Below are 15289 nucleotides of genomic sequence, written 5' to 3'. Positions count from 1 at the left end.
CGGCCAACAGGAACCTGCTCATGCGGCCATCGCCTCATCCAATCCGAAGCGGCCTTCGAGCAGGCCCCGTCCGAGGATCACACCGCGCGCGCCGGCGCTCCGCGCGGCACGGATGTCTTCCACCGAGCGCACGCCGCCGGACGCCTGCACGGCAAGCGCCGGCGCAATGGCCGCCAGGTGGCGATAGAGCGCCAGGTTCAGCCCCGCCAGCATGCCGTCGCGATCGATGTCCGTGCACAGCAGGTGCCGTGCGCCGCTCGCCGCATACCACGGAGCCAGTTCGTCCAGCGTGCGCGTTTCCGCGCGGGTCCAGCCGGCGCTCGGCAGCGTCCAGCGATCGTCTGACCAACGCGTGTCCAGTGCGATGGTGAAGCGCTCGGCGCCGTGCCGTTGCAGCCAATCGGCCACCCGCTCCGGATCGCGGATCGCCACGCTTCCAACCACGACGCGTTCCACGCCCGCATCCATCAATCGGTGCACGTCGGCCACGCCACGCACGCCACCGCCGGCCTGCACGCGCAGTCCCGTGCGCGCCAGCGCCTCGATCACCGGCAAGTTGGCAAAGCCGCCCGCCTGGGCGCCATCCAGGTCGACCACGTGCAACCAGTTCGCCCCGGCCGCCGCGTAACTTGCGGCCAGCGCGACGGGATCGTCCTGGTAGGTCGTCTGGCGGGCATAGTCGCCCTGCGCCAGACGCACGACGCGGCCTGCGCGCAGATCGATGGCGGGGATGATTTCGGCTTTCATAGGGCGAGGAAGTTGCGCAGCAGGCGGGCGCCCACCGCAGAGGAGCGTTCCGGGTGGAACTGCATGCCGAAGAAATTGCCGCGTGCCACCACGGCCGAGAACGGCGCGCCGTGCTCCGCGGACGCCAGCGTGTAGTCGCCCGGCGGCACCGCGTAGCTGTGCACGAAGTAGACCTGTGCATCGGCGGCGATGCCGTCGAGCAAGGGATGTTCGCTGCATGTCTGCAACCGGTTCCATCCCATATGAGGAACACGCACGCCTGGCGCGGGCTGCAGACGCCGCACGACCGCGGGGATCAGTCCGAGGCAGTCCACCTCGCCCTCTTCCGACCGCGCGCAGAGAAGCTGCATGCCCAGGCACACGCCAAGCACCGGCTGGGTAAGGCCGCGCAGCACCTCGACCAGTCCCAGCGTCCGCAGCCGGGCCATGGCGGGACCGGCCGCTCCCACGCCGGGAAGGATCACCTTCCCGGCCGCGCGGATCGCTGCCGGGTCCGAGGTCAGCGGCGCATCCACGCCCAGCCGCTGCAGGGCATAGCGCACCGAACCGATATTCGTGCCCCCTGCGTCCACCAGCACGACCGACGCGCTCGAGGCCGAGGTCCCTGCTCCCGCGTCCGGAGTGGACATCACCGCCGCGCTCACAACGCCCCCTTGGTACTGGGCAGCTCGCTGCCCTCGCGCCGCAAGGCCTCGCGCAACGCGCGGGCGACGACCTTGAAGCAGGCCTCGACCATGTGATGCGCGTTCTCTCCCCGCACCGACAGGTGCAGGTTGGCGCCCAGCGTTTCGCACAGCGAGCGGAAGAAATGCGACACCAGCTCGGTCGGCAGATCGCCCACACGCTCACGCGGGAAGGCGCCGTCGAATACGAAGCATGGCCGCCCGGAAAGATCGAGCGCCGCACTGGCGAGCGCCTCGTCCATTGGCAGGGTGAAGCCGTAGCGACCGATGCCGCGCTTGTCGCCGAGTGCCTGGCGAAGCGCCTGCCCCAGCGCCAGTGCGCAGTCCTCGACCGTGTGGTGTTCGTCCACCTGCGTATCGCCGGCGCAGGCGAGCGCGAGCGCAAAACCGCCGTGCTTGCCGATCTGCTCCAGCATGTGGTCGAAGAAGCCCAGCCCGGTGCAAACCCGCGGCTCGGCCGGTCGATCCAGATCCACGCTCACCTCGATGGCCGTCTCGCGCGTGCGCCGACGCGCCGAAGCGGTGCGCGGCGCGTCCAGCAGGCGATGCGCGATCTCTTCCCAGCCCGCCCCCTGCGGACCGACCCGGAAACCGCGCACGCCCAGATTCGCCGCCAGCTGCATGTCGCTTTCGCGGTCACCGATCACCGCGGATGCGCCGCGGCTCCAGCTGTCGTCGGCAAGGTAATGGCGCAGCAGGCCGATCCCCGGCTTGCGCGTATCCAGCGCCTCGTGCGGGAAGCTGCGATCGACCAGCACCTCGCGAAACGCGATGCCCTGCGAAGCCAGGATGCGCAGCAACAACTCCTGCGGCCCGCGGAACGCCTCTTCGGGGAAGCTCGCCGTACCCAGGCCGTCCTGGTTGGTTACCATCACCAGCTCGTAACCGGCCGCGACGCAGCGCTGCAACGCGCCGATCACGCCCGGCAGCAGGTCGAGCTTGGCGAAGCTGTCGATCTGCTCGTCCGGCGGCTCGACGATCAGGCAGCCGTCGCGATCGACAAAGAGCAGCTTCCTGCTCATGCACCGCCCCCGCAGGAGCGCATCCCGTACGCGACCGCCACGCCGAACCCGGCGGGGAACCGCGTAAAGGCCCGCTCGCGACGAACGCCGCTCATGCCTCACCTCCAAGCACCGCCAGCACCCGATCGTTCTCCTGCGGCGTCCCGACCGTGATGCGCAAGGCATCCGCCAACCCCGGATAACGCCGTACGTCACGCACCACGATGCCCGCCTCGAACAACCGCCGATACACCGCCGCTGCATCCTCGAAACGCACGGCGAGGAAATTCGCCTGCGACGAAAGCACCGCGAGCACGCCCGGGATTGCTCCCAGCGCCGCCGCCATCCGCGCACGCTCGGCGCGCACCACGCCGATGCGTTCACGCGCGGCCACCTGCCCTGCCGGCGACAAGGCGTCCAGTGCTGCTGCCACGCAGGGGCGCGGCAGCGGATACGGCGGCAGGATGCGCCGCAGCAGGGCCACCACTTCCGGGTGCGCCAGCAGGCAACCGATGCGCGCACCGGCCAGCGCCCACGCCTTGGACAGCGTGCGCAGCACGGCCAGGTGCTCGTAGCGGTCAAGCAAGATCGCGGCGCTGGGGGCGTCGGCGAACTCCACGTAAGCCTCGTCCACCACCAGCAGCGCCCGCCCGGCCAGTTGCCGGGCCAGGTACTCGACGGTTTCCAGCGACACGCCCGCCCCGGTCGGATTGTTCGGTGCACAGACGAACACCAGCTTCACCGCCGGCTTCACCGCCGCGAGCAACGCGTCGGCGTCCAGCGCGAAATCCGCCGCCAGCGGCACCTCGATCACTGCCGCGTTCTGAACCCTCGCACAAACGCCATACATGCCGAAGGTCGGCGGCTGCACCAGGATCGCGTCCTCGCCAGCACGGCAGAACGCGCGCACCAGCAGGTCGATCGCCTCGTCGCTGCCCCGCCCGACCAGCACCTGATCCGGGCGCACGCCATACAGTGCGGCGAGCCGCTCGACCAAAGCCAGCGGTTGCGGGTCCGGGTAACGGTGGCACTCCAGGCCCTCGTCACCGAACGGCGCCCAAGCCGACTCGTTGGCATTGAGCAACAACGCACCACCCGTCGCCTCCATGCGCGCGGAGGAATACGGCACCAGCGCGCGGATCTCCGCGCGCGCAAGCTCCAGCACGCTCATGCGGGGGAGACCTCCGCGTCGAGTGCCGCCAGGCGCAGCGTCACCGCGCGGCGGTGCGCCTCCAGTTGTTCGGCGGCGGCCAGCGTGGCCGTGCAGGGCCCGATCGCCCGCAGGCCTTCGGGCGTGAGTTCCTGCACGCTGATCTGCTTCTGAAAACTGGCCACCGACACGCCGCTGTGGCTGCGTGCGTAGCCATAGGTCGGCAACACGTGGTTGCTGCCGCTGGCATAGTCGCCGACCGACTCGGGCGTCCACGCGCCAAGGAACACCGAGCCGGCGCAGGTCACCCGCGCCAGCCAGGCGCGAGGCTCGGCCACCTGCAGGATCAGGTGCTCGGGCGCATAGCGGTTGCTGACCTCGAGCGCCTGCGCCAGCGACTCGACCCGGATCAAGCGGCTGTGCGCCAGCGCCCCGTGCGCGATACCCGCCCGCGGCAAGGCCGCGCACTGGCGCTCGACTTCGTCGGCCACGGCATCGAGCAGCGCGTCCGACGGGCTCACCAGCAACACCTGCGAATCCGGCCCGTGCTCGGCCTGCGACAGCAGGTCGGCCGCCACGAACGCCGCGTCGGCCTGTGTGTCGGCCACCACCAGCACTTCGGACGGGCCGGCCGGCATATCGATTGCCGCCCCGCGCGGATCGATCGATACCTGCACCTTGGCCTCGGTCACCCAGGCATTGCCCGGGCCGAACAGCTTGTCGCAGCGGGGCACGCTGGCCGTTCCGTAGGCCAGCGCGGCGATCGCCTGCGCGCCACCGAGCTTGAATACGCGGTGCACGCCGACCACGCGCGCTGCATACAGCACGGCGGGATCGCAGCGATTATCCGGACGCGCGGGCGAGCACAGCACGACCTCCGCGCAGCCGGCGATACGCGCCGGCACGCCGAGCATCAGCGCCGTGGAAGGCAACGGCGCGCTTCCGGCCGGTACGTACAACCCGACACGGTCGATCGGCCGCAGCACGCGCTCCACCCGCACGCCCGGCGCGGTATCGACCGCCACGGAAACCGGCGCCGCCGCACGATGGAAGGCCTCGATGCGCCCAGCCGCCTCACGAATGGCCGCCTTCAGTGCCGGATCGAGCGCCGCCTCGGCCTCATCGAACTCCTCCGGCTGCACCTCCAGCCGCTCCAGTACGCAACGGTCGTACGAGGCGGTGAAACGCAGCAAGGCCTCGTCGCCATGCCGGCGCACCTCGGCGATGATCCGGCGCACCACTTCACGCAAGCCGACCGCATGCGTCTGCACCGGTCGCGCCAGCGCCACCTCGCGCCCTGCTTCGTCCAGTGCGTTCCAGACCAGCCGCTTCATGCCAGCATCCTCTCCACCGGCAGCACGAACATCTCGCGCGCACCGGCCTTCTTGATCTCTTCCAACTGACGCCAGCTCACTTCGCCGGCGCACAACGCCTGCAGCATCACCTGGTCCGGCTGGCCGGCCAGCGGCAGCAGCGTCGGTTGCGGGCCGCCCGGCAGCAGACGGGTGATCGCCTCCAGCGAGCCGCGCGCGGCCTGCAACAGCAGCAGCCGCGACTCGCGCACCTGGATCACGCCATCGATGCGCTTGAGCAGCAGTTCGACCAGATCGCCGCGCTCGTCGGCCGGCAATACCTTCGGCCCGACCAGCAGCGCCTCGCTGTCGAGCACCACCTCGACCTCGCGCAACTGGTTCGCCACCAGCGTGCCGCCGCTCTGCACCAGGTCGCAGATGGCCTCGGCCGTACCCAGCCGCGGCGCGATCTCCACCGAACCGGCCAGCGTCACCACCCCCGCCTCGATGCCCTGCTCTCGCAGCCAGCGGCCGAGCAGCCCCGGATAGGACGTGGCAATGCGGCGCCCGGCAAGGTCCCCGGCGCCGGCATAGTCCATCTCCTGCGGCACCGCCAGCGACAGCCGGCAGCGCCCGAAGCCCAGCCCGCGCCATTCGGCCAGCGCCACGTCATCCTCGCGGCTTGCGGTGAGCTCGTACTCGTTGAGCACGTTGCGCCCGACGATGCCCAAGTCGCACACGCCCTGCGCGATCAGCCCGGGGATGTCGTCATCGCGCACCAGCAACAGGTCCACCGGCTCGCCCTCGCCGAAGCAGAACAGCTTGTCGCGGCTCTGCCGGAAGGTGAACCCGCAGCGCGTCAGCAGGTCCTGCGCCGGCTCGGTGAGCCGCCCGGACTTCTGCATCGCGATGCGCAGTCGATCGCGCGGCCTCATGCCGGTGCCTTGGCGGTCTTGCGCTTGCGTGCCGCGCGCGCCGCCGCGGCGAGATAGCCGCCGTTGCCCTGGTTGAGGTAGCGCGCCACCCGCCCGATGGTGGTGATGCTCACCCCCGTGCGCTCGTGGATCTCCCGGTACGGCAGCCCTTCCTGCAGGTACGGCACCACCCGCCAGCGATCCACCAGCGCCTCCAGCTCCGCCGGCGTGCACAGGTCATGCAGGAACGCCTGCATCTCGTCCACGTCGCGCAGCGCCAACAGCGCCTCGCACAGGCTGCGCTCCACCGACTCGTTCGGGGTCTCGGGATCGATCGCTCGTCGCTTCATAATGTACTAACACGCTAATACAACAGGCGAGCACTATAGACACACTCGAGGTGCGGCGCAAGCCGCCGCGCATGCGCGAGAAGGCCAAGCCAGCACGTTGACTGCCGCTCGCCGTCCGGTCGTAAGGATTGACCCACAGCGAGGATGTCACGGGGATGACGTCACGCGCCGACGCATCGAGCTTGTCGCCCGTCGTTGGCCGCAGCTCTAATAAGCCACGCGTTCAAGTGACGTGAACGCTGCTGCCAAGAGGTCGTTCGCGCTGCGCCCGGGGACCTGCTTGACGACGGAATGGACAGGGGAGTCGGAATGGAATCGCTATCTCGTGCCACGCGAAAGACGAAGTTTTTCGCGCTCGACGCAATCAAGCCGACGAGCGTGACCAGACGTTTCGTCCGTGCACGCGCACGCCTGGGTGGAAACACGCCAGCGCATCGCATCGCGTCCTCCCCCCCGCATTTCCTGACTGCCCGGCACCGGACGAGGCGCGGCCTGCCGCGCCGTTGCCGGCGCGCGTGCACACGCCCTACGCCACGCGGCTGACAGCCGCCTCGACCTGCGAGCACCACGTGAAAAAGGCTTCTTCGAACCGGATCCTGGGCACCTTGCTGCTGCCTGCACTCCTGCTGGCCGGTTGCGGCACGCCCGCCGCCAAGGACTTCGGTGGCCGCTGGAAGCCGGTGAACCGCTTCCAGTCGTCCACCACCGAGATCCCCTTGAACCGGCCCTACACCTACTACGCCGCGCCGATGGACGAAACGCTGCGGAACATGCTGGTCCGCTGGACGACCGACACCGGCATGACGCTCGTCTATCGCATCCCGTCCGATTACACGCTGTTCGCGCCGGTCACCAAGGTGCGCACGGCGGACGTCCGGCAGGCCGCCACCGAGCTTAGCGAGATCTACGCGGCACAAGGCGTGTCGGTCACCGTCGCGGGTGGAAGGCTCCAGGTCGATCGGGTAAAGACACTCGGCTCCGCCATCGCACCCCGCAGCACGTCGCGCGCATCTCCTGCGTCCTCCGCAACGGCCCGTCCCGCCTCCCCCGACGCCGCCGGCGGGGTGCGCTGATGCTTGCCAGGAAGACCGGATCACGCAAGGTCGAAGAAGCCGTCGCCAAGGCGGTCAACTACGAACTATCGATCGCGGACGTCGCCCGCCGCAGCGAGCGCCGCGCGTGGTGGGTGGCGTTTTGCGCCCTCGGCATGTCGCTGATCCTTGCCGGCGGCTATTTCTACATGCTGCCGCTCAAACAGAAAGTGCCCTACCTGGTGATGGCCGATGCCTACACCGGCACCAGCACCGTGGCACGGCTGACCGAGGACCTCACTCATCGGCGGATAAGCACCAGCGAGGCGATCAACCGCAGCAACGTCGCCCATTTCGTGATGGCCCGCGAATCCTACGACCTGGCCCTGCTCAGCCTCGGCGATTGGACCACCGTACAGACCATGGCCTCCCCCGGTGTGAAGGCGGATTACACGCGGCTGTATTCGCCGATGAATCCTGACGGTCCCTACAAAACCTACGGCAAGGACAAGGCCATCCGCGTAAAGCTGCTGAGCATCGTGTTGATCGGCGGCGGCACGGGCCGCACGCCGACCGGCGCCACCGTCCGCTTCCAGCGCAGCCTTTACGACAAGCAAAGCGGCGCCACCCAGCCGCTGGACAGCAAGATCGCCACGATGGAATTCACCTACAAGGCGAACCTGGAAATGGACGACCGCAACCGCATCGAGAACCCGCTGGGGTTCTGGGTCACCAGCTACCGCGTGGATAACGATTACGCCACGCCCGCGCCTGTCGAGGTCCCCAGCGCCGCCAATGCGCAGGTCGTGACCCGTCCCGCCCCGACGAACTCCCCGGCCGGGTCACCGCCCACCCAGGGCCAGGATTCATCGCCACGGCTCGATGGGACACCCGATGTGCCGGCGACCGGAGTGACGCGATGAACCGGTGCCGCCTCATGTTCGCGGCACCGCTGGTTTGCGCGCTCGCCATCGGCGCGCCCACCCGGGCCCACGCCCAGGTCGTGCAGCAGTACGAGTACCAGCCGGATCGCATCTACCCGGTGCGCACGGGCCTGGGCATCACCACGCAGATCGAGCTCAGCCCCAATGAGCAGATCCTCGATTACAGCACCGGCTTCAGCAACGGCTGGGAACTTACCCGCCGCGACAACGTGTTCTATCTCAAGCCCAAGAACGTGGACGTCGACACCAACATGATGGTGCGCACGGCCACACACTCGTACATCTTCGAGCTGAAAGTGGTCGCGACCGACTGGAAGGCGCTGGACCAGGCCAAGCGCGAAGGAGTGCAGTACAAGATCACGTTCGCCTATCCGGCCGACACCAGCTTTTCGACGGAGAAGAAGAAAGCCGCCGAAGCACCTCCGCTGGATACGCGACTGGTCCCCGGACGCAGCTACAACTTCGACTACGACTACGCCACGCGCAGCAAGAGCGCGCCCTGGCTGGTGCCGGCGCACGTCTACGACGATGGCCATTTCACCTACATCCGCTTGAGCGACCTCAAGCGTTTTCCCACTGGCAACTTCCCTGCCGTTTTCATGCGCGAAACGGAGCACGGCGAGGATTCCCTCGTCAACACGACCGTCGAGGGCAACACCATCGTCGTCCACGGAACCTACCCCTACCTCGTCATCCGCCACGGGGACGACGTCATCGGCCTGCGAAGGAACGCCGCCAAGTGAGCACGCATACCCCCTACCAGGCCGCCGATGGCACGGACGCCGGTCATGGCGAAGCGTTTGCCCACAACCCGTACTCGATGCACTACGAGCAATCCGCCGCGCCGGACCTGGACTCCGGCGCACCGCAACTGAAGTCGAACGAGCTGCGGCGGGTGAACCGGCGCGCGCTGATGATGCTCGGTACTGCCGTCGCGCTGTTGCTGTTCGTCTCGTACTGGATGATCAGCAGCGCCACCTCGCGGCACGAACCGAGCAAACCGAGGGAAGAAAGGGTCACCGTGGCCGATGCGCCGCCGGCGTTGGCGCTGCCGCCCGCGCACCGGCCCGAACCCGAGCCGATCCCGCTGGCCAGGCAACCGGCCTTGCCACCCCTGCCCCCGCAGCCGACGGTCCAGCCTGCGCAGGCGCCGCTGGCCTACGCGCCCCGCGAACCCACGTTGGTCGAGCGCCGCATCGCCGGCACGTCGGGTTCCATGGCCAACCTTTCATCCGCGCCGGCCGGTGCACGGTCTCCAGGCATAGGCGGGTCGCTGGCGTCCAGTCGCGCGACTTCCACCCAGGCCAAGCCGCTGGAGCACGCCGATGCGCTGATGCAGCGTGGCACCTACATCCGCTGTGTGCTGGAAACCCGGATCGTGACGGACGTGCCGGGCTATACCTCCTGCCTCGTCACCGAGCCGGTGTATTCGTTCAACGGGCGCAAGTTGCTGCTGCCCAAGGGCTCCAAGGTGCTCGGCGCCTACTCGAGTGGCCCCAAGGGGCGACGCGTCGCCGTGGTGTGGGACCGCATCATCACGCCCACCGGTATCGACGTGGACATGAGCAGCAAGCCGAGCCCGGGCATCGACAACCTGGGCGGCGCCGGCTTGCCCGGGCACTACGACGCGCACTGGGGCAATCGCATCAGCGCCGCATTGCTCATAAGCATGCTCAGCGATGCGTTCAAGTACGAGGCCGCCGAGCACGGTCCCACGACTTCGTCGATTGCCGCCGGTGGCGTGGTCGTACAGGAACCCTTCGAGAGCAACACGGCCCGCACCGTACAGAACCTGGCCGACATGGCCGTGCGCGAGGCAGCCAACCGCCCACCCACGGTAACCATCAACCAGGGCACGGTGATCTACGTCTATGTCGCCCGCGACGTGGATTTCAGTGACGTCGTCGCCCGCTTCTGAGCCCGAAGGCAGCCATGGAAGACACCCTCGCCCTCGTCTCGAACGAATTCCTCGACTACCAATACGAGGTATTGGGCGTGCGTGAGTTCATGGCCTCGCCCGAGGTCACGGAGATCTGCATCAACCGTCCCGGCGAGCTTTACCTGGAAAGCCGCTCCGGCTGGCAGCGGGTAGAAGTACCGACGCTGACCTTCGAGCGGGCGCGCCAGTTTTGTACCGCCGTGGTGAACGAAAGCAATACCGGACAACGCATCACCGACATCGATCCGGTGGTTTCGCTGACCTTTCCGACCGGGCAGCGCGCCCAGTTCGTCATCCCCCCCGCCTGCGAGGCAGGCAGCGTCTCGATCACCATCCGCCTGCCCTCGAAGCACGCCCGGACACTGGACCAGTACCAGGCCGACGGTTTCTTCGACCAGGTCCTGGAGGACGAGCGCGACCTGGGCGAAGAGGATCGCCACCTGCTGGACCTGCGCGCCCGGCGCCACTACGCCGAGTTCTTCAAAGCTGCCGTACGCAGCAAGAAGAACATCGTGGTGTCCGGCGCGACCGGCAGTGGCAAGACCACCTTCATGAAATCGCTGGTCCACCACATCCCGGCCGAAGAGCGCCTGGTCACCATCGAGGACGCCCGCGAGCTTTTCATAAGCCAGCCCAACGTGGTGCATCTGCTCTATTCCAAGGGCGGCCAGAGCGCCAGCAACGTCACGGCCAAGAGCTGCATGGAAACCTGCCTGCGCATGAAGCCCGACCGCATCATCCTCGCCGAGTTGCGCGGCGACGAGGCGTTCTACTTCATCCGCAACTGTGCGTCGGGCCATCCCGGATCGATCACCAGTTGCCACGCAGGCAGCACCGAGCAGACCTGGGACCAGCTGGCACTGATGGTCAAGGCATCGACCGAGGGTGCCGGGCTCGAATTCCAGACGATCAAGCGCTTGCTCAAGCTGACGATCGACGTCGTCGTCCACATCAAGGCGCACGCGGGCCAGCGGCATATCACGGGCATCGACTTCGATCCCGCGCGCCGTTCGCTGCAAGAACCGCTGCAGCAAGCGCGCTGACCGACGAGGAATCCAGGATGGTCCCCGCGTTCAACCCGATATCCTGTCCCCACCTGGCGGTTCCTGCCGAGGTGATGCAACACGTTGTCCTGGCCGAATCGGGCGGAAATCGCTTCGCCATCGGCGTCGTCGGCGCCCGACTGGAGCGCCAGCCCCGCAACCTTGGCGAGGCGGTCGCTACGGCGCGCATGCTCGCGTCGAACGGATATGACTTTTCGCTCGGCATTGCCCAGATCAATCGCAGCAACCTGCCACGGTACGGGCTGAATACTTTCGAGCAGGCCTTTGACGCGTGCGCCAACCTCACCGCGGGCGCGCGCATCCTGGCGGAGTGTTACGGGCGATCGGGCGACGACTGGGGCAAGGCCTTCAGCTGCTACTACTCGGGCAACTTCATCACCGGCTATCGCGATGGCTACGTGCAACGGATCTTCGCCTCGCTCGGCGCCGGCCTGCCTGGCGGCTCCGAGCCGATAACCGTCCGCCCGCAGACAACCGAACACCCCGCCGCCCATCGGTCACCGGCGGTACGCCCTGCCCTTTCCGGTAGCGCGGCCTATCGCGTATTGATCCGTTCGGTGGCCATCGACTCGGCTGCGGGCACGCTGGTCGCCGCCGTAGCGGACACGCCCGGCCACGCAGGGACGCCCGAGCATCAACCAACCCCCGCACCCCTGGAGCCTGCCGAGCCAGCCGCCTCGGCATTCGTCCCACGCGTAAGCGGGCCGGGCGACCCGCCGCGGAGCAATCCTCCCGCGGCCAGCCCCACCACCGGTGGCCAGACCACCCTCGACCAGGAGACAGCGGATGCTGCGTTCGTCTTCTGACCGGCGGGGGCTGGCGTCATTCGTGCCACCACCAAATCTGGCTGCCCATCGGGCGGCCATCCATGAAGCGTCCATTGCCCGATGGCCGCTGCTTTCCAACCGCCCACGAGGAAAATCCAAGATGGCCAAGATCCCGTCCGCAAACCCGAACGCCCGCCACCCCATCCGTAGCGGCATCGCCGTGTTCATGGCCCTGGCGACGTGCCTGGCGCTCGCGCTGCCCGGCATCGCGTTCGGCCAGGACGTCACCGACACGATCGCCACGACCTGCGGTTTCGCCAGCAACGTCAACAAGATCCTCAACGCGATCTCGATCATCGTGGTGACGATCGCGATCGTCTTCTCCGGTTACCAGATCGCCTTCGCGCACAAGCGCATCTCGGACATTTCGCCGGTGCTGATCGGTGCCGTCCTGATCGGCGCCGCGGGACAGATCGCCAAGATGTTCCTGGCGGGCAGCACCAGTGCTTCGGGTGCCACGGCGTGCACCGCGAGCCTGATCACCCACGCGCTCAACTTCTATGCATAAGGATGCATTGTTCCGCGGCTGCACCCGCCCTCCCATGTTCATGGGCGTGCCCTACGTGCCGTTCTTCATGGGCGCGGGCGGATGCATGTTGCTGGCGATGTACTTCAACCTTTTCTTCCTGCTGCTGATGCCGCCGGTGATCTTCGTGATGCGCCAGATGGCCCGGCGCGACGAGATGATCTTCCGCCTGCTCGGCCTGCGCCTGCAGTTCCGTACGCGGGTCAGGAACATCGGGGAGAACGACGGCACGTGGGTATTCACGCCCAACATTTACCGCGGCCAGTCCAAAGCCAACCCGTAACGCCACAGCCGCCCTGGCCTCACCGCCAGGGCGGCCACCGGAACCTGCGCATGTCCAAGCCCGTCTTTCTGCCCGATACCCCGATCAGCGAGCTGGTACCGCTGTCCACCCACGTCTCGCCCACGGTGCTGAAAACCACCGGCGGCGATTTCGTGATGGTCTGGCGCCTGGGTGGCCTGCCATTCGTGGGGCGCGAGGAATGGGAGCTGGAACATCGCCACACCACCTTCAACCGCATGCTGCAGACCCTGCGCGCGCCCGACTTCGTCAATGTCGCCTTCTGGGTGCACGACGTGCGCCGCCGGCGCCGCATCGCTGACTGCGCCCGTTTCGCCCAGCCGTTCAACCAGGCTCTTTCCGAGGCGTATTACGAATCGCTCTCGAGCCAAAAGCTCATGCAGAACGAGCTTTACCTCACCATGCTCTACCGCCCTGTCGTCAGCGGGAAGAAGCTGGCGGAGAAATCCAGCGACGTGACTCGACTCGAGGCCGAGCAACAGCAGGCCGTGGGCACCATCCTCGAGTTGGCGGGCAACGTCGAGGCGGTGCTGAAGGATTACGCCCCGCGCCGCCTGGGCATGTACGAAGCAGCCAACGGGGTGGTGTTCTCCGAGGCGCTGGAATTCTACGGCTACCTGCTCAACCGGCTGGACGAGCCGGTGCCCGTGCTGCCCGCGCCGGTGTACAACTATCTGCCGGTTAGCAAGCAGCGTTTCTCCGCCAAGACTGGCGATTTCGTCATCACCACGCCCCAGGGCGTCAACCACTTCGGCGCCATCCTCAATATCAAGGAATATACCGACGGCACCTATCCGGGGATTCTCAACGGCCTGAAATACCTTGGTTTCGAGTACGTGATCACGCACTCCTTCAGCCCGATGGGGCGCCAGGATGCGCTCAAGGCGCTGGACCGCACCAAGGGCATGATGGTGTCTTCCGGCGACAAGGCGTTCAGCCAGATCGCCGAGCTGGATCTGGCCATGGACCAGCTGGCCTCGGGCAATTTCGTGTTGGGCGAGTACCACTTCACCGTCGCCATCTATGCTCCCAGTCAGGAAGCGCTGTCGCAACAGATCGCCGCGACCCGCGCTGAGCTTTCCAACGCCGGCTTCGTATCAGTGAAGGAAGATCTCGCCGTTACCGCAGCCTTCTACGCGCAGCTGCCGGGTAACTGGAAGTACCGCACACGCCTTGCCAACGTCAGCTCGCTGAACTTCCTCGGGTTGAGCCCGCTGCACAACTTCGCCATGGGCAAGCGGGAAAACAATCCATGGGGCGACTGCGTCACCACGCTGCAGAGCAGCAACGGACAGCCCTATTACTTCAATTTCCACGCCACGCACCCCGCCGAGAACTCGCTGGGCGAGAAGGCCATCGCCAACACGATGGTCATCGGCAAATCCGGCACCGGCAAGACGGCGCTGATCAACTTCCTGCTGAGCCAGGTGCAGAAATACGAACCTGCGCCAACCATCTTCTTCTTCGACAAGGATCGTGGCGCGGAAATCTTCGTGCGCGCCTGCGGCGGCAATTACCTTGCGCTGGAAAACGGCAAGCCCACCGGCTTCAACCCGTTCCATTGCGAGCGGACCGAGGCCAACGTCCAGTTCCTGGCCGATCTGGTCAAGGTGCTGGCCGGCAAGAGCGTGTACAGCTCGCGCGAGGAGGAGGACATCTTCCGAGCGGTCGAGAACATGCTCGACACCCCCAAACGCCTGCGCAACATGACGAACTTCCAGAAGAGCCTGCCGAACCTGGGCGACGACGGCCTGTTCATCCGCATGCGCAAATGGACCGCCGGCAATTCGCTCGGCTGGGTGTTCGACAACCCGGTCGACACGATCGACCTCGAGAAGGCGAACATCATCGGCTTCGACTACACCGACATCATCGACAACCCGGAAGTACGGGCACCGGTGATCAATTATCTGCTTCACCGGCTGGAAGCGCTGATCGACGGTCGACCACTGATCTACGTGATGGACGAGTTCTGGAAGATCCTCGACGGCAAGGGCGGCCTCAAGGAATTCGCCAAGAACAAGCAGAAAACCATCCGCAAGCAGAACGGCCTGGGAATCTTCGCCACGCAAAGTCCCGAAGATGCGCTGGCCAGCGACATCGCCGCCGCCTTGGTCGAACAGACGGCCACGATGATCCTGTTGCCCAACCCCAATGCAAGCCGCGAGGACTACGTCAACGGGTTGAAGCTGACCGAAGCGGAATACCAGGTGGTGGTGAGCCTGGACGAGCGATCCCGCTGTTTCCTGGTCAAGCAGGGGCACGCCAGCGCCGTCTGCCAGCTCAACCTGCGCGGCATGGACGACGCCTTGGCGGTGATCTCCGCGTCCACCGACAACATCGAAATCATGCATCGGATCCTGCGCGAGTGCGCCCTCGCCGAAGGCGTACACGTCGATGCCTTGCGCCCGGAGCAATGGCTGGAGCTGTTCTATGCAAGCCGCAAGGGCAGCGGCAAGACCCGCGCCATCGCGCCACCTGTCGCCCGCGCGTCCCACGCAACGGCTGGTTAGCCCAACG

At 66.9% G+C, this 15289-nt stretch carries 16 protein-coding genes; 9 read left to right on the top strand and 7 right to left on the bottom strand.

Translation table 11 applies throughout. From position 1 onward, the window contains the following. Window positions 1-18: 18 nt before the first annotated feature. The 7 genes from ACFWZ3_RS05865 to ACFWZ3_RS05835 all read right to left on the bottom strand — a co-directional run bounded on the left by ACFWZ3_RS05865 (window position 19) and on the right by ACFWZ3_RS05835 (window position 6137). Window positions 19-747 carry a HisA/HisF-related TIM barrel protein gene (locus ACFWZ3_RS05865; RefSeq protein WP_439706810.1) on the bottom strand — a complete coding sequence of 243 codons (729 nt, stop codon included), beginning with the start codon at window positions 745-747 and terminating at the stop codon, window positions 19-21. After that, a complete protein-coding gene (gene hisH, locus ACFWZ3_RS05860; protein WP_439706809.1) occupies window positions 744-1376 on the bottom strand; it encodes an imidazole glycerol phosphate synthase subunit HisH in 633 nt (210 codons plus the stop codon). The genes ACFWZ3_RS05865 and hisH overlap by 4 nt, the downstream gene beginning before the upstream one ends. An 11-nt stretch (window positions 1377-1387) precedes the next feature. Beyond that, window positions 1388-2452, bottom strand: coding sequence for a bifunctional histidinol-phosphatase/imidazoleglycerol-phosphate dehydratase HisB (hisB, locus tag ACFWZ3_RS05855; protein ID WP_439706808.1), 1065 nt, complete (start codon window positions 2450-2452; stop codon window positions 1388-1390). Between the two features lie 91 nt (window positions 2453-2543). Next, a complete protein-coding gene (gene hisC / locus ACFWZ3_RS05850) occupies window positions 2544-3602 on the bottom strand; it encodes a histidinol-phosphate transaminase (RefSeq protein ID WP_439706807.1) in 1059 nt (352 codons plus the stop codon). Beyond that, a complete protein-coding gene (gene hisD, locus ACFWZ3_RS05845) occupies window positions 3599-4915 on the bottom strand; it encodes a histidinol dehydrogenase (RefSeq protein ID WP_439706806.1) in 1317 nt (438 codons plus the stop codon). The genes hisC and hisD overlap by 4 nt, the downstream gene beginning before the upstream one ends. Then, a complete protein-coding gene (gene hisG / locus ACFWZ3_RS05840) occupies window positions 4912-5808 on the bottom strand; it encodes an ATP phosphoribosyltransferase (protein WP_439706805.1) in 897 nt (298 codons plus the stop codon). Before hisG ends, hisD begins: the two co-directional genes overlap by 4 nt. Next, window positions 5805-6137 carry a YerC/YecD family TrpR-related protein gene (locus ACFWZ3_RS05835; protein WP_439706804.1) on the bottom strand — a complete coding sequence of 111 codons (333 nt, stop codon included), beginning with the start codon at window positions 6135-6137 and terminating at the stop codon, window positions 5805-5807. Before ACFWZ3_RS05835 ends, hisG begins: the two co-directional genes overlap by 4 nt. Before the next feature lie 593 nt (window positions 6138-6730). On the opposite strand from ACFWZ3_RS05835, the gene ACFWZ3_RS05830 reads away from it, so the two are divergent. From ACFWZ3_RS05830 to ACFWZ3_RS05790, 9 genes are all read left to right on the top strand, one after another. After that, window positions 6731-7210, top strand: coding sequence for a hypothetical protein (locus ACFWZ3_RS05830; protein WP_439706874.1), 480 nt, complete (start codon window positions 6731-6733; stop codon window positions 7208-7210). Then, window positions 7210-8091 carry a virB8 family protein gene (locus ACFWZ3_RS05825; RefSeq protein WP_439706803.1) on the top strand — a complete coding sequence of 294 codons (882 nt, stop codon included), beginning with the start codon at window positions 7210-7212 and terminating at the stop codon, window positions 8089-8091. The genes ACFWZ3_RS05830 and ACFWZ3_RS05825 overlap by 1 nt, the downstream gene beginning before the upstream one ends. Then, window positions 8088-8855, top strand: coding sequence for a TrbG/VirB9 family P-type conjugative transfer protein (locus ACFWZ3_RS05820; protein ID WP_439706802.1), 768 nt, complete (start codon window positions 8088-8090; stop codon window positions 8853-8855). Before ACFWZ3_RS05825 ends, ACFWZ3_RS05820 begins: the two co-directional genes overlap by 4 nt. Next, window positions 8852-10030 (top strand): TrbI/VirB10 family protein, encoded by a 1179-nt coding sequence (locus ACFWZ3_RS05815; protein ID WP_439706801.1) that lies wholly within the window; start codon window positions 8852-8854, stop codon window positions 10028-10030. The genes ACFWZ3_RS05820 and ACFWZ3_RS05815 overlap by 4 nt, the downstream gene beginning before the upstream one ends. A gap of 14 nt (window positions 10031-10044) precedes the next feature. After that, window positions 10045-11094: a P-type DNA transfer ATPase VirB11 gene (gene virB11, locus ACFWZ3_RS05810; RefSeq protein ID WP_439706800.1), complete on the top strand. Its 1050-nt coding sequence runs from the start codon at window positions 10045-10047 to the stop codon at window positions 11092-11094. 17 nt (window positions 11095-11111) lie between these two features. Continuing rightward, a complete protein-coding gene (locus ACFWZ3_RS05805; protein ID WP_439706799.1) occupies window positions 11112-11921 on the top strand; it encodes a transglycosylase SLT domain-containing protein in 810 nt (269 codons plus the stop codon). A gap of 121 nt (window positions 11922-12042) precedes the next feature. Further along, the gene (locus ACFWZ3_RS05800) at window positions 12043-12450 is read left to right on the top strand and encodes a TrbC/VirB2 family protein (RefSeq protein WP_439706798.1); all 408 of its coding nucleotides are present in this window, start codon (window positions 12043-12045) and stop codon (window positions 12448-12450) included. Then, window positions 12443-12751, top strand: coding sequence for a type IV secretion system protein VirB3 (locus ACFWZ3_RS05795; RefSeq protein WP_439706797.1), 309 nt, complete (start codon window positions 12443-12445; stop codon window positions 12749-12751). Before ACFWZ3_RS05800 ends, ACFWZ3_RS05795 begins: the two co-directional genes overlap by 8 nt. A gap of 50 nt (window positions 12752-12801) precedes the next feature. Then, entirely contained in the window at window positions 12802-15282 is a 2481-nt protein-coding gene (locus ACFWZ3_RS05790) for a VirB4 family type IV secretion/conjugal transfer ATPase (RefSeq protein ID WP_439706796.1), read from the top strand. Window positions 15283-15289: the final 7 nt, after the last annotated feature.

Source organism: Frateuria sp. GZRR35 (assembly GCF_051900415.1).
In the GTDB taxonomy this organism is placed as follows: domain Bacteria; phylum Pseudomonadota; class Gammaproteobacteria; order Xanthomonadales; family Rhodanobacteraceae; genus Frateuria_A.
Note: the sequence above shows the minus strand (reverse complement) of the source record. Positions and strands in the feature narration are given on the sequence as shown.